Source organism: Delftia sp. WSY_7 (genome assembly GCF_043104845.1).
GTDB classification, from domain to species: Bacteria; Pseudomonadota; Gammaproteobacteria; order Burkholderiales; family Burkholderiaceae_C; genus Comamonas; species Comamonas tsuruhatensis.
Window position 1 is genome coordinate 45,869 of the sequence record NZ_JBICLB010000036.1, and the last position, 26,439, is coordinate 72,307.

Genomic DNA, 26,439 nt, shown 5'->3' on the forward strand with positions numbered 1-26,439 from the left:
CACCGGCGTGTCAGCCGATGCCCCCAGTCCGCGCAACTTCTGTGACGCGGTGTTTACCCAGGCGGAATCAGGCCGCGATCAAGCCGCGAGCAGGCGGGCCTGGTAGCTCTCGGCACCCTTGGACCATGCCAGCAGGCGGTCGATGTTGGGGTGCTTGCCAGGGAAGGCGATGGCGTCCTGCGTGTGCTCGGCATACCACTCCAGGCCCAGTTCGGCGGCGGCGGGCGTGATGCTGCCGCCGTAGAGGGCGGCCAGCGCGTGGTACACGGCCAGCGAGCCGGTCTGGCCGGGCTTGTTCTCGATGGTGGCCACGACCTGGCCCTGGGCATCGGCCAGCTGCAGCGCGGCGAGGTGGGTGACGGTGGGCAGTTGCTGAAGGCGTGCGGAGAAGTTCATGCTGAAAGGCAAATCAAAGAAAGGAAGGCGGAGAAAGAACGATCGGCTCGGGGCGATCAGGCCTTGGCGGCAATCCACGCGCACCAGAACAGGCTGGAGAAAAAGCGCTTGGCCTGAACGAAGCCGGCCTGGGCCAGCATCTGCTCCACTGCCTCTTCCGAGGCGGGTGGAACCGCGCCCTGCCGGATCTTGCCGAGTTTCGCATGGACGGCGGCCTCGTCCGCGCCTGCCATGCGCCAGCGCATGGCCCAGGCGTCCAGGAACAGCGGCTCGCTGTCGTAGCGATGGCGATTGCAGGCCAGGATGAAGGGCGCGCCCGGCGCCAGCCTGGCCGACAGGGCCTGCAGCAGCCTGAGCTTGTCCGCATCGTCAGGAATGTGGTGCAGCACGCCGATCAGCGTGGCCGCGTCGAACACCGTGCCGGCGGGCAGGTCCTCCACCGCACAGGGTGCTGCACGCACCTGGGCCGACAGGCCGGCGGCTGCGATGCGGTCCATGGTCTGGTCCAGCATGGGGGGCGAAGGGTCGGCGGCCGTGAATGTCCACTGTGGCCTGAGCCGCGCCGTGGCCAGGATTTCCTGGCCCGTGCCACCGGCGCCGCCAATCAGCACGGACTTCGGCCCGGCATCCAGGCTGGCTGCCAGCAGGCAGGCGGCCAGCTCGTGGCAGGCGTCGTAGCCGGCCAGGGCGATGCGGCTTTGCGTCTCGTACTCGGCCGCGCGGGAGGTGTCGAACTTGGCGGCGGAAGCCGCCTGTGGCAAGGCTTGGTTCATGGCCTGGAATTGTGCTGAGGCCATGGTCACTGCAAAAGCGCCGATGTGCGATGGCCCACCCCTGCAAAGCAGGATGGTGGGCCATCTTCGGGGGAGCGGTGCAGGTGCCCGCCAGCGGGCCGTGCGCCTACTTGCCCCAGGAGTCCTTGAGACCCGTTGCGCGGTTGAACACGGGCTTGCCCGGTGCGTGGTCCTTGCGGTCGGCCACGAAGTAGCCGAAGCGCTCGAACTGGAACTTGTCGTCAGGCTGTGCCTGGGCCAGCGACGGCTCCACGTAGGCCGTCACGACCTTGAGGCTGTCCGGGTTGAGCAGGGCCAGGAAGTCCTTGCCGCCCGCATCGGGCTGCGGGTCGGTGAACAGGCGGTCGTACAGGCGCACTTCGGCCTGCACGCCGTCGGCCGCGCCCACCCAGGTGATGGCGGCCTTGACCTTGACGCTGTCGGCGCCCGGCGTGCCGCTCTTGGTGTCGGGCACCACGGTGGCCAGCACCTTGGTGACGTTGCCCTCGGCATCCTTCTCGCAGCCCGTGCACTCGATCACGTAGCCGCCCTTCAGGCGCACCTTGTTGCCGGGGAACAGGCGCTTGTAGCCCTTGGGCGGCACTTCGGCGAAGTCCTCGCGCTCGATCCACACCTCGCGGCCCAGCGTGAAGCGGCGCACCGGCACCTGCTGGCCTTCGGCGGCGTGGGGCAGGGCGGGCAGCTCGCAGGCTTCCAGGTGGTCGGCGCTGCCGAAGACCTCGGCCCAGTTGGTCAGCTCCAGCTTCAGCGGGTCCAGCGCCACCATGCCGCGATGGGCCTGGTTCTCCAGGTCTTCGCGCAGGCAGCCTTCCAGCGTGGAGTAGTCGATCCAGGCGTAGTCCTTGGTCACGCCGATGCGCTCGCAGAAGGCCTGGATGCTCTGCGGCGTGTAGCCACGGCGGCGCAGGCCGACGATGGTGGGCATGCGCGGATCATCCCAGCCGCTGACGATGCCGTTGTCCACCAGGTGCTTGAGCTTGCGCTTGCTGGTGATCACATAGGTCAGGTGCAGGCGCGAGAACTCGTACTGGCGCGGCTGCGGCGCGGCGATCAGGCCGCCTGCGCGCAGGTGGTCCAGCAGCCAGTCGTAGAACGGGCGCTGGTCCTCGAACTCCAGCGTGCAGATGCTGTGGGTGATGTGCTCCAGCGCGTCCTCGATGGGATGGGCGAAGGTGTACATCGGGTAGATGCACCACTGGTTGCCGGTGTTGTGGTGCTCGGCATGGCGCACGCGGTAGATGGCGGGATCGCGCAGATTGATGTTGGGCGATGCCATGTCGATCTTTGCGCGCAGCACGGCAGCGCCATCGGGCAGCTTGCCGTCGCGCATTTCGCGAAAGCGCGCCAGGTTCTCGGCCGCCGTGCGGCTGCGGAACGGGCTGTCCACGCCGGGGCGCGAGAAATCGCCGCGGTTGGCCTTCATGTCGTCGGCGCTTTGCTCGTCCACATAGGCCAGGCCCTGCTCGATCAGGTACTCGGCGGCGCGGTACATGAAGTCGAAGTAGTTGCTGGCGAAGTACAGGTTCTCGTGACCGTCGGCTTCCTTCCAGCCGAAGCCCAGCCAATGGACGGCATCGATGATGCTGTCCACGTACTCCTGGTCTTCCTTCTCGGGATTGGTGTCGTCGAAACGCAGGTGGCAGGCGCCTTGGTAGTCGCGCGCCAGGCCGAAGTTCAGGCAGATGGCCTTGGCGTGGCCCACGTGCAGGTAGCCGTTGGGCTCGGGCGGGAAGCGTGTGCGGATCTTCGCCACGTCCACCTGGCCCTGGTTGTGGTGGTCGCCATCACCGGGGCTTCCACCCCAGCGGCGCTGGGCGTAGGTACCGTTGGCCAGGTCGGCCTCGATGATTTGGCGCAGAAAGTTACTCGGTTTGACCGGATCTTTGGAGATGGGGGAGGCGTCAGCAGAGCTCATCGCAGCATTGTAGGCGCGCGCCTGCCGACCCGCTCCGGACGGCTTTGGGACAGCTGCGCCGGGCAAGGGTTGAGGCATTTGGAAACAAACTTGTATAAAAGCCTGCCATCCGTTGACCCCTGTCGCGCGTTGAGAATGCAGGGCGTGTGCCGTCCCCTGTGCCAAAGTGCGGGGAGGCGGCGCCAGCGGCAATGCCTGCCACGCCTGTCCAACTTCGAGGAGAGACACCATGACAACGACAGCTTCCCCGTGGGTTGCAAGAGCAGCAGCAGCCGGCCTCGCATTGGCCGCCCTGGTGGCTTCGGGCGCCGCCCAGGCCCGGGGCGATGTGCACTGGTCCATCAGCCTGAATTCGCCGGGCATGTATGGCCCGCCCGTCTATGTGGCGCCGGCCCCCGTCTATGTGGCGCCGCCCCAGCCCATCTACTACGCTCCCCCGCCTCCGGTCTACTACGCGCCGCGCGCTGTCTACCGTGCGCCGCCCGTCGTGGTCGTTCCCGGCTATGGATACGGCTATCGCGGCGGCTACCGTGGCGGATACCGCCATGGTCATGGTCATGGTCATGGCCATGGTCACGGTCACTGGCGCCGTTGAGCCGGACCGGGCTGGATTGACTTGTGCCGCCCTCCGGGGCGGCTTTTTCCGTGGTGCCAGCGTTGCGGCCGGGCCCGGGATGGCCCGCATAATCCAGCCCGTTGGAAACCTGGAGTGTCCCCGCCGTGAAAACCGTCTATGTCCTCAATGGCCCGAACCTGAACCTGCTGGGCCTGCGTGAACCCGCCATCTATGGCTCCCAGACCCTGGCCGATGTGCGTGCGCTGTGCGAAGCCGCCTGTGCGCGCTACGGTCTGGCCCTGGAGTTCCGCCAGAGCAACCATGAAGGCGAGCTGGTGGACTGGATCCACGAGGCCGGCCGCGTGCACGCCGAAGGCCGCCTGGCCGGCCTGATCTTCAACGCCGCCGCCTACACCCACACCAGCGTGGCCCTGCTGGATGCCGTCAAGGGCACGGGCGTGCCGCTGGTGGAGCTGCACATCAGCAACGTGCATGCGCGCGAGAGCTTCCGCCACCACTCCTACCTGTCGGCTGCGGCGCGCGCCGTGATGTGCGGCTTTGGCGTGGCCGGCTACGGCCTGGCCATCGACGCCGTGGCCCAGTGGTGAACACGCCTGTCGCCATAGAGCGCCTGCGCGCCCGTGCGCGGCGCCTGACCACGCCGCTGTCTGCCGCGCGGCCCGAAGACGGCCACATGGTCTGGCATGTCTGGGGCGAGGCGCGCGCGGGCGTGCTGCCGGTGGTCATGCTGCACGGCGGCAGCGGCAGCTGGACGCACTGGCTGCGCTGCATGGACGCTCTGCTGGCCCAGGGCCGCCAGCTGTGGATACCGGACCTGCCGGGCTTTGGCGATTCCGATGGGGTGCCAGGCGGCCAGGATGCCGACACCCTGGTCGAGCCGCTGCGCCAGGGCCTGCGGCAACTGCTGGCCGATGGCGGAGCGCCCGCCGCCCCGCTGTGCGATCTGGTCGGCTTCTCTTTTGGCGGCATGACGGCCGGCATGCTGGCGGCTGCCGACGGCACGCTGGCCCGGCGCCTGGTGCTGGCCGGGGCGCCCGGCATGGGCGTGGGCAAGGGCCTGGCCGTGCGGCTCAAGGGCTGGCGCCACCTGGCCACGCCCGAGGCGCAGGCCGTGGCCCACCGCTACAACCTGCAGGCGCTGATGCTGCATGACGCCAGCCTCATCGACGAGGACACGCTGGCCCTGCATGTGCTCAATGTGGAGCGCGACCGCCTTCCACGCCGCCGCCTCTCGCACACCGATGTGCTGGCCCGCGCCCTGCAGGCCGTGGACGGCCCCGTATGGGCCATCTATGGCGAGCACGACGCGCTCTACCCGGGACCGATGATGCAGGAGCTGGCCCAGGCCTTTGCACGCCATGCGCGCGACTTCCGGGGGCTGGCCCTGGTGCCCGGCGCAGGCCACTGGGTCATGCATGAGCGTCCCGATGCCTTTGTGGCGGCATTGGCCGCTGCGCTGGATGCCTGAGCGCATGCGCCCCATCGAGCTGCACGAGGTGCAGTGGACCGCCATGCGCGCCCAGGGCGCGGGCGGCCAGAACGTGAACAAGGTCTCCAGCGCCGTGCACCTGCGCTTCGACGTGCGCGCCTCGCGCCTGCCCGAGGCCGTGCAGCAGCGCCTGCTGGCCCTGCGCGACGGCCGCATCACCAACGAGGGCGTGGTCGTCATCAAGGCCCAGCAATACCGCACGCAGGAGCAGAACCTGCGCGCCGCGCTGCAGCGGCTCAACGCGCTGGTGGCCGCCGCCTATCCCGAACCCATTCTTCGCCGCGCCACCCGGCCCACGCTGGGATCGCAGCGGCGGCGCCTGGACAGCAAGAGCCGGCACAGCGCCACCAAGGCCCTGCGGGGCCGCCCGCGCGACGATTGAGCCGGCCAGCGCAACAATGTGTGCCGCCTTTGGCGGCTTGGCGCGGCCCGCTTGCGTCCCTACATTAGGGGAATGCAAGATTTTCACGCTTCCCTCGATTCCGGCGCATCCTCCATAGCCGCTTCGGCCGGCATTCGGCTGCCCGTGCTCTACGTCTCCCATGGCTCGCCCATGTTCGCGCTGGAGCCGGGTGAAACAGGCCCCGTGCTCGCGCAATGGGGCAGGGCGCTGCGCCAGGCCCACGGCCCGCTGCGCGGCGTGGTCGTCATGTCGCCGCACTGGATGTCGCATGGCGTGGAAGTCATGACCGGAGCCACGCCCTCCACCTGGCACGACTTCGGCGGCTTCCCGCCCGCGCTCTACGAACTGCAGTACCCGGCCCCCGGCGCGCCCCAGCTGGCGCAGGAAGTCATGGACCGCCTGCAGGCCGCAGGCATTGCCTCCACCGCCAACGCGCAGCGGCCCTTCGACCACGGCGCCTGGGTGCCGCTGATGCATTTGCTGCCGGATGCCGACCTGCCCGTGGTGCAGCTGTCCCTTCCCGCCTCGGCCGGGCCGGCCGAAACCCATGCGCTGGGCGCGGCCCTGGCGGCGCTGCGCGATGAAGGGGTGCTCATCGTCGGCTCCGGCAGCATGACGCACAACCTGGCCGAATTCCGGGGCGGCACGGGCGAGGCCACGGTACGGGTGGACGACGCCGTGCAGGCCCTGCGCAGCCAGGATGGCCTGCAGGACGACCATGCCGTCGGCGGCTCCAGCGCCTCCTCGCCCTACGTGCAGGATTTCAGCCGCTGGATCGAGTCGCGCCTGCAGGCGCAGGACCTGCCCGCGCTGCTGGACTACCGCGCACGCGCTCCCTCGGCCCGGCGCGCCCATCCCAGCGAAGAGCACTTCATGCCGCTGTACTTCGCCCTGGGCGCGGCCGGCGCCACGGCGCGGCCTCGGTATCTGAGCCGCGAAGTCATGTACTCCTTCCTGGCCATGGATGCGATGGCCTTCGAGGACGCGCAGGCGGCATAACCTCCTGCCCCCGCGGACTTGGCGAGGCGCCACAATGGCGCGTTGCCCGGGACCACCCCGGTCCCGGAAATCGCTTAAAAACCAAGGAGTCCGTGATGATCGACCTGCCCCTGCTGGCGCTGGAGCGCCCCGCACAACCCGCACCGGGGCAGCAGCCCTGGCTGCTGGTGCTCATGCATGGCGTTGGCAGCAATGAACAGGACCTGTTCGGCCTCGCATCGTTCGTGCCGCCGCAGTTCCACGTGCTCAGCCTGCGTGCCCCGTTTTCCATGGGGCCCAGTGCCCATGCCTGGTTCCAGTTCACGGTGGATGCCAACGGCACGCGCCACATCCACGCATCGCAGGAAGAGCACAGCCGCGCCCTGGTGGCCCAGACCGTGCAGCAGGCCGGCGCGCGGCTGGGCATTCCTGCCCAGCGTACCGTGGCGGGCGGCTTCAGCCAGGGCGGCATCATGGCGCTCAGCCTGCTGCTGACCCAGCCCGCGCTGCTGCGCGCCGCCATGTGCTGGCACAGCCGCCTGCTGCCCGAGGCCTTGCCGCACCAGGCCCCTGACGCGGCCTTCGACGGCAAGTCGCTCTGGGTCAGCCACGGCACCTACGACAACGTCATCCCGCTGACCAGCGCCCACGCCATTCGCAGCCACGTGCAGCGCCTGCCGCTGCAACTGAGCTACCACGAATACCCGAGCATGCATGAGATCCGCCCCGACGAGCTGCAGGCCGCCATGGCCTGGCTCCAGGATCTGGGCACGCAGGGCTGAGCCTGCTGCACCGCCCCCTTCTTGTGCGCAGGCTGGCCGCGTAAGCCGGGTAACGCCTTGTTGCCTGGCGCGCACAAGGGCCTGCGCGGGCAGCGGGGCGGCTTATAAACACCAGTCAGGGGCTGGTGTCAGGAAAGCCCGGGAACCCCGGTTGTGCTTTGCTGTCGCACGTCCTGCGGCAACTGTGCTGCCAGCCCCTGCCCAAGCCAAAGGACCCATCCATGCCAGAACGCGACCCCCAAGACTTCCGCCCCCGCGCCAGATCCTCCGGCCCATCGGCTTTCGGCATCGCCGCAGCGGTACTGGCGGCTGCCGCCGTGGGGGGCGCAGCCTGGTGGTACTGGTGGCGTCCCGCCGACGTGTCCGAGGCGCCGCCCGAAGTGGCAGAGGCGCCCGCCCAGCCTGCCGAGCCTGAACCCGTCCCCGCGCCCGAGCTGACCGAGCCCCAGAACCCTGTCGATGCGCTGGAGCCACCCGCGCCCGGCCTGCCCGCGCTGCAGGACTCCGACGCCCATGTCGCCCAGGCCCTCAACGGCCTGCTGGGCCGTGACAAGGCAGGCAGCTTTCTGCAGATGGACGGTTTTGTGCGCCGCGCCGTGGCCACCGTGGACAACCTGACCCGCTCCCAGGCCCCTGCACGGCTTTGGCCCGTGCACCCCGCGCCGCAGCGTTTCACGGTGGAGGGCGCGGCGGAGGCCGGGGAGGCACAGGCCATCTCCCCCGCCAACGCCGCACGCTACAAGGCCTTCGTGGCCTTCGCCGAGTCCATTCCCATGGACGGGGCCGTCAAGCTCTATGCCCGGCTGTATCCCCTGTTCCAGACCGCCTATGAAGACCTGGGCTATCCCAGCCGCTATTTCAACGATCATCTCATTGCCGTCATAGACCATCTGCGCGCCGCGCCCGAGCCCGCGGGTCCGGTGCAGGTCAGGCTGACCAAGGTGGAGGGCGAGGTGCCTTCCGTCCAGCCCTGGGTGCGCTACGAATACGCCGACCCGGAGCTGCAGGCCCTGTCCAGCGGCCAGAAGATGCTGGTGCGCGTGGGGCTGGACAACGAGCGCCGCCTCAAGGCCGTGCTGGGCGAGCTGCGCCGCCGCATCGCCACCGGCGAGATGGCCAAGCCTGCGGGCTGAGGCCAGTCTCCATCCGCCTCAGCCTGCGGCCGGCAGGGGCAGGGCGGTCTTGTACCGCACCTGCTTGAGGGTGAAGCTGGAGCGGATCTTCTCTATGCCCGGAATGGGCGTGAGCTGCTCCACGATGAAGCGCTCCAGCGCACCGATGTCGGCCAGGGCCACGCGGATCAGGTAGTCGGCGTCGCCGCTCATCAGGTAGCACTCCATGACTTCGTCGTGCTCGGCAATGCGGCGCTCGAAGTCGGCCAGCGATTCCTTGGCCTGCGACTTGAGGCTGATGTTGATGAACACATTCAGCCCCAGCCCCAGGGCCGACGCATTGGCCAGCGCCACATAGCGCGCGATCACGCCGGCCTTCTCCAGCGCCTTGACGCGCGCCAGGCAGGGCGAGGGCGACAGGTGCACACGCCGCGCCAGCTCCACGTTGGACAGCGAGCCGTCCGTTTGCAGCTCGGCCAGAATGCGCAAGTCGATGGTGTCCAGTTTCATGTGCCGGATTTTATGTAGATGCCGGCATGAAATGCTGGAATATGGCGTTTCCCTTATCCATGAACGGCTGCTCATGCCGGTCCGCCAGTCCTAAAGTGGCGGGCATGAACGCACCCACGCCGCTGGCCACGCTGGCCGATATCGATACCGATCCCCAGGAAACCACCGAATGGCGGGAGGCCTTCGCGGCCCTGGTCGCCACCGAGGGGCCGCAGCGCGCGCGCTTCGTGCTCGAAGAGCTGGCGCGCATGGCGCGCGAGCAGCGCCTGGGCTGGCAGCCCGACCTGAATACGCCCTATGTGAACACCGTGGCCGCGCAGCAGCAGCCGGTGTTTCCGGGCGACCTGGCCATGGAGGAGCGGCTGGCGTCCATCATGCGCTGGAATGCGCTGGCCATGGTGGTGCGCGCCAACCAGGCCTATGGCGAGCTGGGCGGGCACATCGCCAGCTACGCCAGCGCGGCCGACCTGTTCGAGACCGGGTTCAATCATTTCTTCCATGCCCGGGAGGGACTTGAGCCGGGCCAGCACCGGGGCGACCTGGTGTTCTTCCAGCCGCACAGCGCGCCCGGCGTGTATGCGCGGGCCTTCCTGGAAGGGCGGCTGACCGAGCAGGACCTGCAGCACTACCGCCAGGAGATCAGCGCGCCGGCTGCAGGCGCGCAGGGCCTGTCCAGCTATCCCCATCCCTGGCTGATGCCCGATTTCTGGCAGTTCCCGACGGGCTCCATGGGCATTGGCCCCATCAGCAGCATCTACCACGCGCGCTTCATGCGCTATCTCACGCACCGCCGCCTGCTGGACTGCCAGGAGCGCAAGGTCTGGGGCGTGTTTGGCGACGGCGAGATGGACGAGCCCGAAAGCATGAGCGCCCTCACGCTGGCCGCGCGCGAAGGGCTGGACAACCTGGTCTGGGTGGTCAACTGCAATCTGCAGCGTCTGGACGGCCCGGTGCGCGGCAACGGCCGCATCGTCGATGAGCTGGAGCGGCTGTTTGCCGGCGCGGGCTGGAACGTGGTCAAGCTGCTGTGGGGCAGCGACTGGGACGGGCTGTTTGCGCGCGACCTCACCGGCACCCTGGCACGCACGCTGGGCGGCACGGTGGACGGGCAGATGCAGACCTTCGCCGCCAAGGACGGCCGCTACAACCGCGAGCATTTCTTCGGACAGAACCCCGAGCTCGCCGCCCTGGCCCAGGGCCTGACGGACGAGCAGATCGACCGCTTGAAGCGCGGCGGCCATGACCTGGTGAAGATCCATGCGGCCTATGCAGCGGCTGCCGCCCATCGCGGCCAGCCCACGGTGATCCTTGCCCATACCAAGAAGGGCTACGGCATGGGATCGGCCGGGCAGGGCAAGATGACCACGCACAGCCAGAAAAAGCTGGACGAGACCGACCTGATCGAGTTCCGCAACCGCTTCAACCTGCCACTCAGTGACGAGCAGGCCAAGGGCCTGGCCTTCCATAAACCTGCCGATGACAGCGCCGAGATGCAGTACCTGCGCGATCGCCGCACGGCCCTGGGCGGCGCACTGCCGCGCCGTGAAACCGTGTGCGACCGCGTGCCCGTGCCCGCCCTGGACCAGTACGCGCAGTTCGCGCTGGCGCCTGCCGGCAAGGAGATGAGCACCACCATGGCCTTCGTGCGCATGCTGGGCGGCCTGCTCAAGGACGCGCAGCTGGGTCCGCGCATCGTGCCCATCGTGGCGGACGAGGCGCGCACCTTCGGCATGGCCAACCTGTTCAAGCAGGTGGGCATCTACAGCAGCCTGGGGCAGCGCTATGCGCCCGAGGACATCGGCTCGGTGCTGTCCTACCGCGAGGCGCTGGACGGCCAGATCCTGGAGGAGGGCATCAGCGAGGCCGGCGCCATCGCCAGCTGGACGGCGGCAGCCACCAGCTACAGCGTGCACGGCCTGGCCATGCTGCCGTTCTACATCTACTACTCCATGTTCGGCTTCCAGCGCGTGGGCGACGCCATCTGGGCGGCGGCCGACCAGCGGGCGCGCGGCTTTTTGCTGGGCGCCACCTCGGGCCGCACCACGCTGGGCGGAGAAGGCCTGCAGCACCAGGACGGCTCCAGCCATCTGGTGGCGGCCACCATTCCCAACTGCAAGGCCTGGGACCCTGCGCATGCCGGCGAACTCGCCGTGATACTGGACGCCGGCATGCGCGAGATGCTGGTCGAGCAGCGCGATGTCTTCTACTACGTCACGCTGATGAACGAGAACTATGCCCAGCCAGACCTGCCCGCAGGCGCTGCCGAAGGCGTGCTGCGCGGCGCCTATGTGTTCAGCCGCTTTGGCGATGCGGACCGTGCCACGCAGCATGTCACCTTGCTGGGATCGGGCGCCATCCTCACCGAAGTGCTCAAGGCCGCCGAGCAATTGGCCAGCGAGGGCATGGCCGCCACCGTGGTCAGCGTGACCAGCTGGAGCGAGCTGGCGCGCGATGGCGTGGCCTGCGAGCAGCGCATGCTGGCGGGCGAGGCACCTGGCCAGCCCTGGATCGCGCAGCTGCTGCACGGTACGCAGGGCCCGGTGATTGCCGCCACCGACTATGTGCGCGCGGTGCCCGAGACCGTGCGCGCCTTCCTGCCCGCAGGCCGCCGTTTCCTCACGCTGGGCACGGACGGCTTCGGCCGCAGCGACACGCGTGCGGCGCTGCGCGGCTACTTTGGGGTGGATGCACACAGCGTGGCGCAGGCCGCGCGCCGGATGATCCACGCGGGTTGAGCCGAGCCTGTCCACGCACCCGGCATCCCCGGGATGTACACATGGCGGCCCCTTCGCGGGGCCGCTTTGCATTGCTGCGCCCCCATTTGCGCCGCCACTTTTCCTGTGGATGGATTAAGCCCTCGTTAAATGCGCAAGTGGCTTATCTTTTTCGTCGGCTTGCATCAAAAAATAGGGTGATTCCACTAGAATTTGTATATATAAGAAGATATTGCGCAAAGAGATTGATATTTGCTGCAATGGTTGCATGCGTTGGGTGGAATATCTCGTCAATATCCGATTTTCTCTTTCAATAATAATTTATTTCACGGGATAGAAGACGATGAAACTCTCGCTCAAGCAAGGCCTGCTGTGCGTGGCCGTGCTGTCGGCTGCCGCATGGCAGCTCGCCATCTCGGCGCCGGCGCCCGAGGTGGATCATGCGCAAATGCCGCAGATCATCGATGACCTGCCCGCCGACTATGCGGCGGACCTGACCACCGAGCAAAGAACCCTGGTAGACCGTGGCCGTTATATCGCGCGACTCGGTGATTGCGTGGCCTGCCATACCGGAAATAAAACACAGCCCATGGGCGGTGGCCTGGCGCTGGAGACGCCATTCGGCAAGATCTATTCCACCAATATCTCGCCTGACGCCGATACGGGCATGGGCAAATACAGCTTCGATCAGTTCGACCGCGCCATGCGCAAGGGCGTGGCGGCCGATGGCCGCAACATGTACCCGGCCATGCCCTATCCCTCCTACGCCAAGATGACGGCCGAGGACATGCAGGCCCTGTATGCCTACCTGATGCAGGGCGTGGCGCCCGTGAAGGCGGCCAACAAGGAGTCCGACCTGGGCTTTCCCTTCAACCAGCGCTGGGGCCTGGCGCTGTGGAACTGGGTGTTTCTGGATGACGCGCCCTTCCAGCCCCAACCGCAGCAAACTGCCCAGTGGAACCGGGGCGCCTACCTGGTGCAGGGCCTGGGCCACTGCGGCGCCTGCCATACGCCGCGCGGCGTGGGCTTCCAGGAAAAGACCATGACCGGCGAGGGCCGCAAGGGCGAGTACTTCCTGGCCGGCGAGACCGTGGAGAACTGGCGCGCACTGAGCCTGCGCGACCTGTGGACGCCCGAGGAGACCGCCCAACTGCTCAAGACCGGGCGCAACAGCCACGGCACGGTCTCCGGCAACATGGTCGATGTGGTCCAGCACAGCACCCAGTACATGAGTGACGAGGACTTGCTGGCCATCGGCATCTATCTGAAGTCGCTGCCCGCAGGCAAGAACGACCTGCCCATGCAGGTGGCCCAAGGGCCGGGGCCGGTCATCGCCCCGCATCCGGCGTCGCAGGCATCCGTGCATGCACCGTCCGCCGCCTTGGCGGTGTCTTCCGACGTACCTGCCGATCTCTACGCCAGCCGCGGCGGCCTGGGCTATCTGCAGTTCTGCGCCGACTGCCACCGTGCCGATGGCGGCGGCGTGAAGGACGTGTTCCCGCCACTGGCCGGCAATTTTTCGCTGCAGTCGCAGGACCCGTCCACGCTGATCCATCTGATGCTGGCGGGCTGGAAGGCGCCGGTCACGCAAAGCCATGCACGGCCGCTGACCATGCCGGCCTTCGCACAGCTCAAGGATGCGGAGATCGCCGACATCCTCAACTTCGCCCGCAGGAGCTGGGGCCGTGCCGATGCGCGCGAGATCCATGCCAAGGAGGTGCAATCCATGCGCAAGCAGCTCGATGCCAAGGGCGAAAGCGCACGCCCCTTCGAGACGCCGCGCCTGGCCGCCATGCTGGACGAATCCAACGCGAAGCAACTGGTCTACGGCGCCCGCCTGAACATTGAGACGCGCGACCTGCTGCCCAGGAATGTGGGCAACGCGCTGAACTGCGCCAGCTGCCACCTGAACGCGGGCACGGTGGCCGATGGTTCGCCCTACATCGGTGTCTCGGCCTTCTTCCCCGGCTATGCGCCGCGCGCGGGCCGCGTCATCACGCTGGAGGACCGCATCAATGGCTGCTTCCTGCGCTCCATGAACGGCAAGCCGCTACCGCTGGAGTCCGACGAGATCAAGGCCATGGTCGCCTACTTCGACTGGATGCGCCGCGAAACCAAGCCCGAGGACAAGGTCGAAGGCCGGGGCGTGGGCAAGATCAGCCAGTCCATCGTGCCCAACGTGGACAACGGCAAGAAGATCTATGCGGCCCAGTGCGCGGTCTGCCATGGCGGCGAGGGCGAAGGCGTGAAGAACGCCAAGGGCCAGTGGGTCTATCCGCCGCTGTGGGGTGACCAGTCCTTCAACATCGGTGCGGGCATGGCGCGCACCTATACGGCAGCGGCCTTCGTCAAGCGCAATATGCCCATCGCCTTCCATGGCAATTTCCCGCTGGGCCAGGGCGGCCTCAGCGACCAGGAGGCCGTGGACGTGGCCGAGTACTTCAGCCACCAGCCGCGCCCGGACTTTGCCAACAAGCACAAGGACTGGCCCAAGGACAAGAAGCCGGCCGACGCGCGGTACTGATGCGCCATCGAGGGAGAAGAAGGCGTTCCCGCCACGCGGCGGGCGCCTGAAGGCGGGGCAGGGAGCGATTCCTGCCCCGCCTTTTTTCGAGGGCAGTGCCCAGTCTTGCGCGCGCTGCAGATCCTTCTTGGCGGCGGCCAGTTCATTGCCCAGCCCCTGCACGTGTTGCTGCCGTTGCCTGGTCATCTGCTGCAGCCGGCAGGCTTGGTTCCAGGGCTTCCCGGCAGCGCGTTCGGCGCGCTCAGCCCGCGCGCTGCAGCAGCACCGGCACCGAGGAGGCCAGCAGCGCCACGCCGGACAGGCACAGCAGGCCCAGCACGATCTGCCGGAAACGCATCTCGCTGATGCCGATATACAGCCTGGAGCCCAGCAGCGATGGAATGAGCATGGCCGGCGCCACGATGGCGAACAGCGGCAGCATGCTGCGCGCGACCATGCCGGTGCCCAGGTAGGTGGCCATGGTCACGGCCAGCATGGACAGGTTGAAGTTCTGGATGACCGAGCGCTGCTCATCCTTGGGGTAGCCGCGCAGCGTGCACCACAGCGTGGGCAGCGTGCCCGTGAAGCCGCCCAGTCCGCCCATCACGCCGCCCGCCAGGCCCACGGCGCCGTCTGCCACACTGCCGCCGCGCGCCAGCCTGGGCAGGCGGGCCGACAGCAGCATCACCGGGCACCACAGCACCAGCATGCCGCCCAGCAGGGCCTTGAACCAGGCCATGTCCAGGTGCGGCAGCAGCAAGACACCCAGCGGAATGCCGGCAAGACCGCCCAGGATGAAGGGAAGCAGCTTTGCCAGCGCAAACCCGCGCCGCACGGTGATGGCCGACAGCACCTGGCCCAGCAGCGAGCCGAAGACGGTGAGCACGGCCGCATCGCGCGGCTCCAGCACCCAGGCCCAGAACGACATGGCCACCATGCCGAAGGCAAAGCCCGACAGGCCCTGCACGAATCCGGCCGCCGCCGCGCCCAGCGCGATGATGAAAAACATGCCATCCATGGTCTGCCTGGTCCTTTCGTTCTGGGTGTGCAAGACGCCGGAATTCTGGAACGCATGCATAAGCAGAAATTCGTTTGTTTTTATTGTTCAATATGGTTTTGCTTATGACGTGCCACGCCTGAAGCCATGCCGCAACACCCCACTGCATCGACCGCTGCCCAACTGGCCCACCGCATGGCCACGCGCCTGAAGATGAAGCATTTGCTGCTGCTGCGCTCCATCAGCGAGCTGGGCACGCTGACCCGCGTGGCCGAGCGCATGGCCACCAGCCAGCCCGCCGTAACCCAGGCCCTGGCCGAGCTGGAGTCGTTGTTCGGCGCGCCGCTGTTCCTGCGTTCTGCGCGCGGCATGGAGCCTACGGAGCTGGGCGCGCTGGTGCTGGCGCGCGCCCGGGGCATGCTGGCCGACCTGGACCATTGGGCCCACGACATCGAGGCCGTGGGGCAGCAGCGTGCGGCGCACCTGCAGGTGGGTGTCATCCCCTTCCTGCCTGCGCGCATGCTGGCCGATGCCATCGGCAGGACGCGGCCGCAAGGCCGGCGCATCACGGTCACGCTGCATGAGGACACCAGCGACCACCTGCTGCAAAAGTTGCGCGCACATGAGCTGGACTGCGTGATTGGCCGCGCCTCGGCCGTGCTGGACATGAGCGGCATACGGCACAGCGTGCTTTATGAGCAGGAGCCTCGCCTGATCGCCCACCGCAGCCTGGCCACGCGGCTGGGGCGCCGGCCTCTGCAGTGGGCCGAACTCACGGGGCTTGACTGGGTGCTGGGCCAGCGCCGCACGCCCATGCGCGAGCAGATCACCGACTTTTTTCTGCGCGCGGGCGTGGAGCCGCCGCCGTTTGTGGAAACGCTCTCGGCCAAGGTGATCGGCGAGCTGGTGGCGGCCAATGAGCGGGCCGTGTCCATCGTGCCGGCCGACATTGCCGAGGAACTGGTGCGCATCGCGGGCGTGGGCATCGTGCGCCACCGTTTTGGCTGGACCCTGCCACCCATCACCCTGTTCGAGCGCAAGGCGGGCGGGCAGTACGAGGAGCAGCGCCTGTTCGCCCAGGCGCTGAAGGAGGTTTGCTCCGATCAGGGGTGACGGGTGGCCGGCTTGAAGAGCGCAGCCAGCAGCGGCTCCAGCGTGGGGAATTCCAGGGCAAAGCGGGCGCGGTCCACGAAGAAGGCTTCGCAGGCCACGGCGAAGAATTCGGCGGGCGCCGTGGCGCCATAGCCGTCCAGCCAAGGCCATTCGCCGCCAAAGCGTTCGGCGATGGTGATCTGCTCACGGAAGGCGTCGTAGGCCGGCGCCCAGGCGGCCTGCCATATCTCGCGGGCCTGGCGCGCGGAGCCGCTGCCCATGAAACCGGGCGGCAGGGGCGGGCAGCCATCGGCGCCGCCGTTGCGCATGTCGATCTTGTGGGCGAATTCGTGGATCACCACGTTGGCGGCCTGGCCGCCGTGACCGTGGTGGCTGGCATGCGGCCCGCGGCCTGCGCCGATGGCCTGCCAGCTCAGCATGACGGGGCCGCCATGCATGGCCTCGCCCATGATCACTTCGTCGTAGTCGTGGATGACGCCGGCCTCGTCCATGCTCTGGCGCCGCGCCACGGCATCGCCCGGGTGCACCACGATGCCGACAAAGTCGTCATACCAGGACAGCGCGCCCTGCGGCTCGCCCCAGTGCAGCAGTGGCAGGCAGGCCTGGGCGGCAATCTCCAGCGCCATGGCGTCGCTCACTTGCAGGCCGTGCGCGCCGTGGAAGCGCTTGCGCTGCAGGAAGACGGCGGCCAGTGCGCGCAGCTTCGATTGCTCCTCCAGCGTCAGCGAGGAAAGAAAGGGGTAGGCGGCCAGCGTGGACAGCCACAGCGGCGCTGGAATCTCAGGCACCGGCGAGACGGCGGAGCGTGCGCGGCGGCCCAGCCGCCGGACCCAGTGGCCCAGTTGTCGCCAGAGGCTCATCGTTGGGGCGCCTGTTCAAGTACTTCGGACAGCGGCAGGCGCCGCAGGCCCTGGCCCTGCTCCCAGCGCAGCACTTCGGCGCGCGGCACGGCGGCTGCCAAATCCCAGTCGCTGAGCACCACACGCCGCAGGCCATCGCCCAGTTCATGGTCGGCCGGGCGGTGCGTGTGTCCGTGGACCAGGGTGGTGGCGCGTGCGGCGCGCAGCCAGCTGCGCGTGGCCTCGGCATCCAGGTCGGCATAGGTGGGCATGGCGGCGGTGTGGCTGGCGGAGGGGGCGGCTGCGTCCGCTCCGGCCGATTCACGTTTGCGCGATTCGCTCTCCTGCCGGATGCCGCGTGCCTGCTCGCGGCGCAGCGGCAGCGGCTGCGCCAGGAAGGCCGCCTGCCACGCGGCGGAGCGCGCCATGGCGCGAAAGCGCTGGTAGTCCGTATCGTCCAGGCACAAGGCATCGCCATGGCTGAGCAGGATGCGCTGGTCGCCGCAGTCGAGCACGGTGGGGTCGGCCAGCGTGGTCGTGCCGCACAGCGCATCGAACTGCGCTCCGGTCAGGAAGTCGCGGTTGCCCTGCATGAAGAACAGCGGCCTGCGGGCGGCGGCCTCGCGCAGGGTGGCGGCGCAATCGGCCTCGAAACTGCCGGGATCCAGCAAGGCGTCGTCGCCCACCCAGACTTCGAACAGGTCACCGAGCAGAAAGACGGCATCGGCCTGCGTGGCGTGCAGGTAGCGGCGAAAGGCCTGCACGGTGGCGGGCTCGCAGGCCTGCAGGTGCAGGTCGGAGATGAAGTCCAGCGTGCGCCAGGCCGCGGGCAGTGTCCATTCGGCCGCAATGGGCGGCACGCAGGGAGGGCGAGGTGCGGCAGTCTGGGCCATGGGCGGGTGCGCGCCCGGCAAGGGCGCTGCATGAAGGCTGGGGAAGGCTCTGGAGCAGGGCTGTTGTCCATGGGCACGGCCAGGGGCGGGCCATGTGCATGGACAACAGGGCGGCTGCACGCCAAGGGGGCAGCCGCCTTGTCGGGAGGGCGCCTGATTACAGGGCCACGGCCTTTTCGATGATCACGTCATCCTTGGGCACGTCCTGGTGGCCGCCGTTGCGGCCGGTCTTCACGCCGCGCAGCTTGTCCACGATCTCGGTGCCCTTGACCACCTTGCCGAACACGGCATAGCCCCAGCCCTGGGCGCTGGGCGAGGTGTGGTTCAGGAAGCCGTTGTCGGCCACGTTGATGAAGAACTGGGCGGTGGCCGAGTGCGGGTCGCCGGTACGGGCCATGGCGATGGTGTACTTGTCGTTCTTCAGGCCGTTCTTGGCCTCGTTCTCGATGGGCGCATCGGTGCCCTTTTGCTTCATGCCGGGCTCGAAGCCGCCGCCCTGGATCATGAAGCCATCGATGATGCGATGGAAGATGGTGTTGTCGTAGTGGCCCTTGTTCACATAGGCCAGGAAGTTCTCGGTGCTCTTGGGGGCCTTGGCGGCGTCGAGTTCGAGGGTGATGACGCCGTGGTCGGCGATGTGGAGTTCGACTTGGGGATTGCTCATGGCGATTCCTTGTTGGGTGGAGGGCAGGGGCGTGCCACGCTGGGCGCGGCGCGCGGTTTACTTGACTTCGGTGGCCGAGAGGATGGTCACCGGCTTGGTGGGTACATTCTGGTGCATGCCCTGGTTGCCCGTGGCCACCGTGCGGATTTTGTCCACCACATCCATGCCCTGGACCACGCGGCCGAAGACGGCGTAGCCGTGTCCGTCAGGCTTGGGTGCGTTGAGCATGTCGTTGTTCACCACGTTGATGAAGAACTGCGAGGTGGCCGAGTTGGGATTGCCAGTGCGCGCCATGGCGATGGTGCCCCGGTCATTCTTGAGACCGTTGTCCGCTTCCAGCGGAATCGGCGCGCGCGTGGGCTTTTCCTTGAGGCTGGCGTCCATGCCGCCGCCCTGGATCATGAAGCCGTCCATCACGCGGTGGAACACCGTGCCGTCATAGTGCTTGTCGCGCACGTACTGCATGAAGTTGGCCACGGTCTTGGGGGCCTTGGCCTCGTTCAGCTCCAGCACGATGTCGCCCATGCTGGTCTTGAGCTGCACCTTGGGTGTAGCGTTCTGCGCCATGGCGGGCAGGGTGGTGCAAAGGGAAGCGGCCAGGGCCATGCCGGCCAGGGAAAGCGACGCAATGCGGCGTGTGGTCATGCAAATCTCCTGAGAAAGCCAAAGGGCTGGGGATGGAGTGGGAAAACCCGGGCAGGTTCCTGCGCGTGCGCGCAGGCGTGGCAAGACCCAAATGGCGTGCAGACCGCCGTGCCTGGGCGCCGGGGTGCGCGTGTGGGCCGTGTCTTCTATTTGGTGCCGGTGACTGGAGCCAGCAATTCGCGCAGCAGCTTGAGCTTGGGCCGCACGCTGGCAGCACGGCCGTCCAGGCCTTGTGCCTTGCCGTAGGCCTCGTAGGCCAGGCGGGCATGGATGTCGCCCAGATTCTCGTAGGCAACGCCGTAGTTGGGGTTGTTGCGCACGGCCGACTCCAGGGCAGAGCGGGCCTTGTCGAGCTGGTTCTGGCCTGCGTAGATGACGGCCAGGTTGTTGTAGGGCTCGGGCAGCTCGGGGTAGTCCTCGATGAGCTGGTTCAGCGCGGCGATGGCCTCGTCGGTCTTGCCACTGTCGGTCAGGGCCACGGCCTTGAGAAAGCGCATCTGGGGGTCGCGTGCGTTCTTGGCAAGGTAGGCTTCGGCGCGTGCCAGGGCCTGGGTGCTTTTGCCGTTGCGCAGCAACTGGTTCACTTCCGTATAGTCGTCGGCGTGGGCGTGGCCTGTTGCGAGCAGGGCCGCCAGTGCCGCGAGGCGCAGGGCGGAGCGAAACGAGTTGCGTAGAGGCATGTAGGTGCTTTCGGGGCCTCGGGGAAACGCCCCGCGGCGCGGGCTTATACTGCTGTGAATTGTAGCTGAGGGGTGTGCTGGGTCACACGGGCTCTGCGCCTGCCGCTCCTGCTCCCTGCTGAGCATGCCTGCATCGGCGCCAAGGGTCCGGCGGCGCGTGGGACGCGCCCCCTGCAGCGGCCCTTTCTCCCCTGATGAACATCCATGAGTTTGCGTATCTACAACACGCTGTCGCGTGCATTGGAAGCGTTTTCGCCAATCGAACCGGGCCATGTGCGCATGTATGTGTGCGGCATGACCGTGTACGACCTGTGCCACCTGGGACACGCGCGCTCCATGGTCGCTTTCGACGTGGTGCAGCGCTGGCTTCGGGCCAGCGGAAATCGCGTGACCTATGTGCGCAACATCACCGACATCGACGACAAGATCATCCGTCGTGCCGTGGAGAACGGCGAGACCATTCGTTCGCTGACCGACCGCATGATCGACGCGCTGCACCAGGACGCCGACGCCCTGGGCATCGAACGCCCCACGCATGAGCCGCGCGCCACCGAATACGTGCCGCAGATGCTGTCCATGATCGGCCGCCTGCAGGACAAGGGCCTGGCCTACCAGGGCAGCGATGGCGACGTGAACTTTGCCGTGCGCAAGTTCCCCGGCTACGGCAAGCTGTCGGGCAAGTCGCTGGACGAATTGCAGGCCGGCGAACGCGTGGCCGTGCAGGACGGCAAGCAGGACCCGCTGGACTTCGTGCTGTGGAAAAGCGCCAAGCCCAGCGAGCCCGATGAGGTCAAGTGGGCCAGCCCCTGGGGCGCGGGCCGGCCGGGCTGGCACATCGAGTGCTCGGCCATGGGCTGCGAGATGCTGGGCGAGAGCTTCGACATCCACGGTGGCGGTGCCGATCTGCAGTTCCCGCACCACGAAAACGAGATTGCCCAGAGCGAAGGCGCGACCGGCAAGCCTTTCTCGCAGGTCTGGATGCACAACGGCTTCATCAACGTGGACAACGAGAAGATGTCCAAGTCGCTGGGCAACTTCTTCACCATCCGCGACGTGCTCAAGGAGTACGACGCAGAGACCGTTCGCTTCTTCGTCGTGCGCAGCCACTACCGCAGCCCGCTGAACTACAGCGACGTGCATCTGAACGATGCGCGCGGCGCGCTCAAGCGCCTGTACACGGCGCTGAGCCTGGTGGCCCCTGCCGAGGTCGCCATCGAATGGAGCCATCCCGCTGCCGCGCGCTTCAAGGCTGCCATGGACGAGGACTTCGGCACGCCCGAGGCCGTGGCCGTGCTGTTCGAGCTGGCTGCAGAAGTCAATCGCAGCAAGAGCGCCGAGACGGCGGGCCTGCTCAAGGCCCTGGCCGGATGCCTGGGCTTGCTGCAGGGCGACCCCCAGGCCTTCCTGCAGGCAGGAGCGGCAGATGTGGATGCCGCCGCCATCGAGGCGCAGATTGCCGCACGCGCAGCCTCCAAGGCGGCCAAGGACTGGGCCGAGGCCGACCGTATCCGCAAGGCGCTGCTGGAACAGGGCATCGTGCTCAAGGACTCCCCTGCAGGCACGACCTGGGAGGCAGCCGCCAAGGGCTGATCCGTATGCCTTGCCAGACGTGCCGCGCCAGGTGCGGGGAGGTGCTTTGATGGCCTCCGCCAAACCCCTGGACACCATGGATTTCGAGCAGTTGCCGCTGGTGGCCGATCTGCCCGTGCCCGAACAGCAACCGGCCCCGCTGCCGGTGGTGACGCTGGGCGCGCGCGCAGGCTCGCCGCCTGCCGCCGCAGCGGCCGCTGCCGCCACGCCCAAGGCCAAGATATCGCTGCCCGCGCCGCCCGAAGGCGCGCCTGCCTACTGGGCCGAGGCCTGCCGCCAGCTCGTGCGCCGGGACCGCGTGATGAAGCGCCTGATCCCGCGCTTTGCCCACCTGGCCCTGCAGCCCGGCGGCGATGCCTTCGCCACGCTGGCGCGCTCCATCGTGGGCCAGCAGATCTCGATGAAGGCCGCGCAGACGCTGTGGAACAAGTTCGCGCGCCTGCCTGCGCGGATGGCGCCTGACCTGGTGCTCAAGCTCAAGGTGGACGACATGCGCGCCGTGGGCCTGTCCGCCCGCAAGGTGGACTACCTGGTGGATCTGGCCATGCATTTCACCGAGCACCGCCTGCACCAGGACGACTGGCAGGGCATGAGCGACGAAGCCATCGTGGCCGAGCTCATGTCCATCCGCGGCGTGGGCCGGTGGACGGCCGAGATGTTCCTCATCTTCTACCTGCAGCGGCCCAATGTGCTGCCGCTGGACGATGCAGGCCTGATCTCGGGCATCAGCCAGAACTATTTTTCAGGCGACCCCGTCAGCCGCAGCGAGGCGCGCGAGGTTGCCGAGGCCTGGAAGCCGTGGTGCACCGTGGCGACTTGGTATATTTGGCGCTCGCTCGAGACGCAGCCTGCCGCCTGAAGACAAACCGATCACACCCGATCAACCCCCGTTTTCCGGCCGGAACGCATGCACCGTGCCTGGCTGGGACAAGGAGAAACAAGTTGGCGAAAAAGAACTTTCTGGATTTTGAGCAGCCCATTGCCGAGCTCGAATCCAAAATCGAGGAACTGCGCTACGTGCAGACCGAAAGCGCAGTCGACATCTCGGAAGAGATCGAGCAGCTCAGCAAAAAGAGCCTGCAGCTGACCAAGGACATCTACAGCGACCTCTCGCCCTGGCAGATCACCAAGATCGCGCGCCATACCGAGCGCCCCTACACGCTGGACTATGTGCGCGACTGCTTCACCGACTTCATCGAGATGCACGGGGACCGGCACTTTGCCGACGACCAGTCCATCGTGGGCGGGCTGGCGCGCTTCAATGGCATGTCCTGCATGGTCATCGGCCACCAGAAGGGCCGCGACACCAAGGAGCGCACGCTGCGCAACTTCGGCATGACGCGCCCCGAGGGCTACCGCAAGGCCCTGCGTCTCATGAAGACGGCCGAGAAGTTCGGCCTGCCGGTCTTCACCTTCGTGGACACGCCCGGCGCTTTCCCCGGCATCGAGGCCGAGGAGCGCGGCCAGTCCGAAGCCATCGGCCGCAACATCTACGAAATGGCACAGCTGCAGACCCCCATCATCACCACCGTCATCGGTGAAGGCGGCTCGGGCGGCGCACTGGCCATTGCCGTTGCCGACCAGGTGCTGATGCTGCAATACGCCGTCTACTCCGTGATCAGCCCGGAAGGCTGCGCCTCCATCCTCTGGAAGACCGGCGAGAAGGCCCAGGACGCGGCCGATGCCATGGGCATCACGGCCCACCGCCTCAAGGCCCTGGGCCTGGTGGACAAGATCGTCAACGAGCCCGTGGGCGGCGCCCACCGCGACCCCAAGCAAATGGCCGCCTTCCTCAAGCGTGCGCTGGGCGATGCCTACCGCCAGCTGGCCGACCTCAAGCCCAAGGAACTGCAGGACCGCCGCTACGAGCGCCTGCAAAGCTACGGCCGTTTCGCCGACACCAAGGCAGACAATCGCTGAAGGACGGCGCCACGCTCTGGCACACTGAACGGCTCCCCTGTGGGAGCCGTTTTCTTTTTGTGCCGGGACTCGGCCTGAGTCCTGACATACATGATCCAAGCCTGTGGAAATGCCGATCACCGACCTGCCGCAGAACCTGCCGGACACCTCGCCAGACGCCGCGTCAGACGCCGCGTCAGACGTCGCGTCAGGCGCCGCCTTGGGTGCTGCCATCCAGCGCTTTGCGCCACCGCTGCCGCTGGCCGTTGCCTTCAGCGGCGGAGCGGACTCCACTGCGTTGCTGCTGGCCTGCGCCGAGCGCTGGCCGGGCCAGGTCGTCGCCATCCATGTGCACCACGGTTTGCAGTCGGCCGCCGATGCCTTTGTGCTCCAGTGTGAAAAAACCTGTGCGCAGCATGCCGTCCCCTTGAAGATCTGCCGCGTGGATGCGCGCCACGCGCCGGGCCAAAGCCCTGAGGATGCGGCGCGTCAGTTGCGCTACGCCACGTTGATCAAGGCGGCCAACGAGCCCTGGCCTGCGCAGGGCGGTGTGCCCATGCCTGCCGTTCGCAGCCTGGCTCTGGCGCAGCATGCCGACGACCAGGTCGAGACGCTGCTGCTGGCGCTGTCGCGCGGCGCCGGCGTTGCGGGGCTGGCCGCCATGCCGGCGCAGTGGAGCAGGGCGGGACTTGCGTGGTATCGACCGCTGCTTGATCTGCCTGGCCAGGTATTGCGGGACTGGCTTGCTGCGCGCGGCCAGGAGTGGGTGGAAGACCCTTCCAATGCCGATGCCCGCTACACCCGCAATCGCATCCGCGCCCAGTTGCTGCCGGCGTTGCACCAGGCCTTCCCCCAGTTTCGCGCCACCTTTGCGCGCAGCAGCCGGCATTGCGCCGAAGCGGCCGAGCTCCTGCAGGAGATGGCCCAGGCCGACCTGGGTGCGGTGGGCAACCCGCCCCGCATCGCCGCATTGCAGGCGCTGAGCCCAGCGCGCCAGGCCAATGTGCTGCGCCACTGGCTGCGCAGCGTGCATGCCACCACCCCGAGCGCCGCGCAGCTCGATCAACTGCTCGCGCAGGTCGGCGTTTGCCGTACGCGAGGCCACCGCATCCATCTCAAGATGGGCAGGGGTTTTGTGCGGCGCCTGGGGTCAGTGCTCGATTGGTACAATTGACAGGTTTTGGTCCAACTTTGCACGAAAACCGGCGGCGCGCCAAAACCAAATGGCTTGCGCAAGACGGGTCTGGACGGACATTTCGCTACATGCGCAGTCCTCTTGAGCACCTGGCTTGCACAAGCACCCCCTGTCGTACAGCGCCGTGCCTAGCAGTTTCGTCACCCTGATATCCAATGGCACTGATCGTTCATAAATACGGCGGCACCTCGATGGGCTCGACAGAGCGCATCCGCAACGTTGCCAAGCGCGTGGCCAAGTGGGCTAGGGCCGGTCACCAGATGGTGGTCGTCCCCAGCGCCATGAGTGGCGAAACCAACCGTCTGCTGGGCCTGGCCAGCGAGCTGGCTCCCAGCTCGGCCAAAACGGCGTACTACCGTGAACTCGACATGCTCGCCTCCACGGGCGAGCAGGCGTCGTCGGCACTGCTGGCCATTGCGCTGCAGGCCGAAGGCCTGGAAGCCATCAGCTTCTCGGGCTGGCAGGTTCCCGTGCGCACGGACAGCAGCTTCACCAAGGCGCGCATCGAGTCCATCGATGACAAGCGCGTTCGCGCCGAACTCGACGCTGGCCGCGTGGTCATCATCACCGGCTTCCAGGGTATTGATCCCAACGGTCACGTCACCACGCTCGGCCGTGGCGGCTCCGACACCTCGGCTGTGGCCGTGGCTGCGGCGCTGAAGGCGGCCGAATGCCTGATCTACACCGACGTGGACGGCGTCTACACCACCGACCCGCGCGTGGTGCAGGCCGCCAAGCGCCTGAACACCGTGAGCTTCGAGGAAATGCTGGAGATGGCCAGCCTCGGCTCCAAGGTGCTGCAAATCCGCTCCGTGGAATTTGCCGGCAAGTACAAGGTGCCCATGCGTGTGCTCTCCAGCTTCACGCCCTGGGACATCGACCTGGAGGAAGAGTCCACCTCCGGCACGCTGATTACTTTTGAGGAAGACGAAAAAATGGAAAAGGCCGTCGTATCCGGCATCGCATTCAACCGCGGCGAAGCCAAGATCTCCGTTCTCGGCGTGCCCGACACCCCCGGCATCGCCTACGGCATCCTGGGCCCGGTGGCCGACGCCAACATCGAAGTCGATGTGATCATCCAGAACATCAGCAAGGAAGGCAAAACCGACTTCAGCTTCACCGTCAGCCAGGGCGACTACCAGCGCGCCATGGAACTGCTGCGTGACAAGGTCGTGCCTGCCCTGGGTGCCTCCGAAGTCGTCGGCAATCCCAACATCGCCAAGGTCAGCATCGTCGGCATCGGCATGCGCAGCCATGTGGGCGTGGCCTCCACCATGTTCCGTGCGCTGAGCCAGGAAGGTGTGAACATCCAGATGATCTCCACCTCCGAGATCAAGACCTCCGTCGTCATCGACGAGAAGTACCTGGAGCTGGCCGTGCGCGCGCTGCACACCGCCTTCGGCCTCGACAAGACGGAATAAAATCGATGTTTTGCCGAAACCGGCAAAAAAGCACGTTACAATAACGTCATTCCGGAAACGTGACCGAGTGGCCGAAGGTGCTCCCCTGCTAAGGGAGTATGGGGTGTAGAGCCTCATCGAGGGTTCGAATCCCTCCGTTTCCGCCAGAATCAAAAAGCCACCCGCAAGGGTGGCTTTTTTTATGAGAGGGTTGCTTCGGCGGCGCTGATCAAGCGGCTGGGGTTGATGCTCTGGTTGCGGTGGCGAAGTTCTTCTTGTTGGCTTGTTGAAAAAACGTGCTATAATGCAAGGCTCTGCTGAAGAGAGCGATGCAGATCGCTGGTGTTGAGA

Annotated in this window: 25 protein-coding genes and 1 tRNA gene; 16 read left to right on the plus strand and 10 right to left on the minus strand. The window is 67.1% G+C overall.

Translation table 11 applies throughout. From position 1 onward, the window contains the following. Positions 1-78 precede the first annotated feature (78 nt). The 3 genes from ACF8ME_RS21720 to ACF8ME_RS21730 form a co-directional block, all read right to left on the minus strand. The gene (locus ACF8ME_RS21720; protein WP_016453887.1) at positions 79-396 is read right to left on the minus strand and encodes a DUF2322 family protein; all 318 of its coding nucleotides are present in this window, start codon (positions 394-396) and stop codon (positions 79-81) included. A 56-nt stretch (positions 397-452) separates the two neighbouring features. After that, on the minus strand, positions 453-1,169 hold the full coding sequence (locus ACF8ME_RS21725; protein ID WP_034367120.1) for a class I SAM-dependent methyltransferase: 717 nt from the start codon (positions 1,167-1,169) through the stop codon (positions 453-455). A 127-nt stretch (positions 1,170-1,296) separates the two neighbouring features. Next, positions 1,297-3,105: a glutamine--tRNA ligase/YqeY domain fusion protein gene (locus tag ACF8ME_RS21730; RefSeq protein ID WP_280048206.1), complete on the minus strand. Its 1,809-nt coding sequence runs from the start codon at positions 3,103-3,105 to the stop codon at positions 1,297-1,299. Positions 3,106-3,334: 229 nt separating this feature from the next. Between ACF8ME_RS21730 and ACF8ME_RS21735 the strand changes: the two genes are divergently transcribed. From ACF8ME_RS21735 to ACF8ME_RS21765, 7 genes are all read left to right on the plus strand, one after another. Beyond that, positions 3,335-3,700, plus strand: a complete 366-nt coding sequence (locus ACF8ME_RS21735) for a hypothetical protein (protein WP_026062444.1) — start codon at positions 3,335-3,337, stop codon at positions 3,698-3,700. Positions 3,701-3,825: 125 nt separating this feature from the next. Continuing rightward, positions 3,826-4,269 carry a type II 3-dehydroquinate dehydratase gene (aroQ, locus tag ACF8ME_RS21740; RefSeq protein ID WP_016450549.1) on the plus strand — a complete coding sequence of 148 codons (444 nt, stop codon included), beginning with the start codon at positions 3,826-3,828 and terminating at the stop codon, positions 4,267-4,269. Then, entirely contained in the window at positions 4,266-5,150 is an 885-nt protein-coding gene (locus ACF8ME_RS21745) for an alpha/beta fold hydrolase (RefSeq protein ID WP_016453884.1), read from the plus strand. The genes aroQ and ACF8ME_RS21745 overlap by 4 nt, the downstream gene beginning before the upstream one ends. After that, on the plus strand, positions 5,143-5,553 hold the full coding sequence (arfB, locus tag ACF8ME_RS21750; RefSeq protein ID WP_016450547.1) for an alternative ribosome rescue aminoacyl-tRNA hydrolase ArfB: 411 nt from the start codon (positions 5,143-5,145) through the stop codon (positions 5,551-5,553). The genes ACF8ME_RS21745 and arfB overlap by 8 nt, the downstream gene beginning before the upstream one ends. Before the next feature lie 72 nt (positions 5,554-5,625). Continuing rightward, a complete protein-coding gene (locus ACF8ME_RS21755; protein ID WP_392418176.1) occupies positions 5,626-6,573 on the plus strand; it encodes a dioxygenase in 948 nt (315 codons plus the stop codon). Between the two features lie 95 nt (positions 6,574-6,668). After that, complete coding sequence (locus ACF8ME_RS21760) at positions 6,669-7,334, plus strand: alpha/beta hydrolase (protein ID WP_016450545.1); 666 nt, start codon at positions 6,669-6,671, stop codon at positions 7,332-7,334. Positions 7,335-7,555: 221 nt separating this feature from the next. Beyond that, positions 7,556-8,467: a DUF3014 domain-containing protein gene (locus tag ACF8ME_RS21765; RefSeq protein ID WP_392418177.1), complete on the plus strand. Its 912-nt coding sequence runs from the start codon at positions 7,556-7,558 to the stop codon at positions 8,465-8,467. An 18-nt stretch (positions 8,468-8,485) separates the two neighbouring features. Here the strand turns inward: ACF8ME_RS21765 and ACF8ME_RS21770 are convergent, their stop codons facing one another. Beyond that, positions 8,486-8,956 carry an Lrp/AsnC family transcriptional regulator gene (locus tag ACF8ME_RS21770; RefSeq protein WP_012204416.1) on the minus strand — a complete coding sequence of 157 codons (471 nt, stop codon included), beginning with the start codon at positions 8,954-8,956 and terminating at the stop codon, positions 8,486-8,488. Positions 8,957-9,060: 104 nt separating this feature from the next. On the opposite strand from ACF8ME_RS21770, the gene mdeB reads away from it, so the two are divergent. Beyond that, positions 9,061-11,691: an alpha-ketoglutarate dehydrogenase gene (gene mdeB / locus ACF8ME_RS21775; protein ID WP_392418178.1), complete on the plus strand. Its 2,631-nt coding sequence runs from the start codon at positions 9,061-9,063 to the stop codon at positions 11,689-11,691. A gap of 322 nt (positions 11,692-12,013) precedes the next feature. Beyond that, positions 12,014-14,194: a c-type cytochrome gene (locus ACF8ME_RS21780; protein WP_392418180.1), complete on the plus strand. Its 2,181-nt coding sequence runs from the start codon at positions 12,014-12,016 to the stop codon at positions 14,192-14,194. Positions 14,195-14,435: 241 nt separating this feature from the next. On the opposite strand, the gene ACF8ME_RS21785 is transcribed toward ACF8ME_RS21780, so the two are convergent. Further along, a complete protein-coding gene (locus tag ACF8ME_RS21785; RefSeq protein WP_026062448.1) occupies positions 14,436-15,191 on the minus strand; it encodes a sulfite exporter TauE/SafE family protein in 756 nt (251 codons plus the stop codon). 126 nt (positions 15,192-15,317) lie between these two features. Between ACF8ME_RS21785 and ACF8ME_RS21790 the strand changes: the two genes are divergently transcribed. Then, a complete protein-coding gene (locus tag ACF8ME_RS21790) occupies positions 15,318-16,283 on the plus strand; it encodes a LysR family transcriptional regulator (RefSeq protein WP_392418182.1) in 966 nt (321 codons plus the stop codon). On the opposite strand, the gene ACF8ME_RS21795 is transcribed toward ACF8ME_RS21790, so the two are convergent. The 5 genes from ACF8ME_RS21795 to ACF8ME_RS21815 form a co-directional block, all read right to left on the minus strand. After that, the gene (locus tag ACF8ME_RS21795) at positions 16,274-17,143 is read right to left on the minus strand and encodes a zinc-dependent peptidase (protein WP_016450539.1); all 870 of its coding nucleotides are present in this window, start codon (positions 17,141-17,143) and stop codon (positions 16,274-16,276) included. The two genes, ACF8ME_RS21790 and ACF8ME_RS21795, sit on opposite strands and share 10 nt — an antisense overlap. Beyond that, entirely contained in the window at positions 17,140-18,015 is an 876-nt protein-coding gene (locus ACF8ME_RS21800) for a UDP-2,3-diacylglucosamine diphosphatase (protein ID WP_392418183.1), read from the minus strand. Before ACF8ME_RS21800 ends, ACF8ME_RS21795 begins: the two co-directional genes overlap by 4 nt. Before the next feature lie 157 nt (positions 18,016-18,172). Beyond that, positions 18,173-18,679: a peptidylprolyl isomerase gene (locus ACF8ME_RS21805; protein WP_016450537.1), complete on the minus strand. Its 507-nt coding sequence runs from the start codon at positions 18,677-18,679 to the stop codon at positions 18,173-18,175. Positions 18,680-18,736: 57 nt separating this feature from the next. Next, positions 18,737-19,324 carry a peptidylprolyl isomerase gene (locus ACF8ME_RS21810; protein WP_047325718.1) on the minus strand — a complete coding sequence of 196 codons (588 nt, stop codon included), beginning with the start codon at positions 19,322-19,324 and terminating at the stop codon, positions 18,737-18,739. 146 nt (positions 19,325-19,470) lie between these two features. Further along, on the minus strand, positions 19,471-20,004 hold the full coding sequence (locus ACF8ME_RS21815) for a tetratricopeptide repeat protein (protein ID WP_016450535.1): 534 nt from the start codon (positions 20,002-20,004) through the stop codon (positions 19,471-19,473). A 204-nt stretch (positions 20,005-20,208) separates the two neighbouring features. Between ACF8ME_RS21815 and cysS the strand changes: the two genes are divergently transcribed. The 6 genes from cysS (at position 20,209) to ACF8ME_RS21845 (ending at position 26,255) form a co-directional block, all read left to right on the plus strand. Continuing rightward, positions 20,209-21,594 (plus strand): cysteine--tRNA ligase, encoded by a 1,386-nt coding sequence (cysS, locus tag ACF8ME_RS21820; RefSeq protein WP_392418185.1) that lies wholly within the window; start codon positions 20,209-20,211, stop codon positions 21,592-21,594. 49 nt (positions 21,595-21,643) lie between these two features. Continuing rightward, positions 21,644-22,453, plus strand: a complete 810-nt coding sequence (locus tag ACF8ME_RS21825; protein WP_016450533.1) for a DNA-3-methyladenine glycosylase — start codon at positions 21,644-21,646, stop codon at positions 22,451-22,453. An 83-nt stretch (positions 22,454-22,536) separates the two neighbouring features. Continuing rightward, positions 22,537-23,514, plus strand: coding sequence for an acetyl-CoA carboxylase carboxyltransferase subunit alpha (locus tag ACF8ME_RS21830; protein ID WP_016450532.1), 978 nt, complete (start codon positions 22,537-22,539; stop codon positions 23,512-23,514). A 109-nt stretch (positions 23,515-23,623) separates the two neighbouring features. Further along, positions 23,624-24,667, plus strand: a complete 1,044-nt coding sequence (tilS, locus tag ACF8ME_RS21835) for a tRNA lysidine(34) synthetase TilS (RefSeq protein ID WP_392418187.1) — start codon at positions 23,624-23,626, stop codon at positions 24,665-24,667. A gap of 176 nt (positions 24,668-24,843) precedes the next feature. Next, entirely contained in the window at positions 24,844-26,109 is a 1,266-nt protein-coding gene (locus tag ACF8ME_RS21840; RefSeq protein ID WP_016450530.1) for an aspartate kinase, read from the plus strand. 53 nt (positions 26,110-26,162) lie between these two features. Then, positions 26,163-26,255: transfer RNA gene (locus ACF8ME_RS21845), tRNA-Ser, on the plus strand. Positions 26,256-26,439 lie beyond the last annotated feature (184 nt).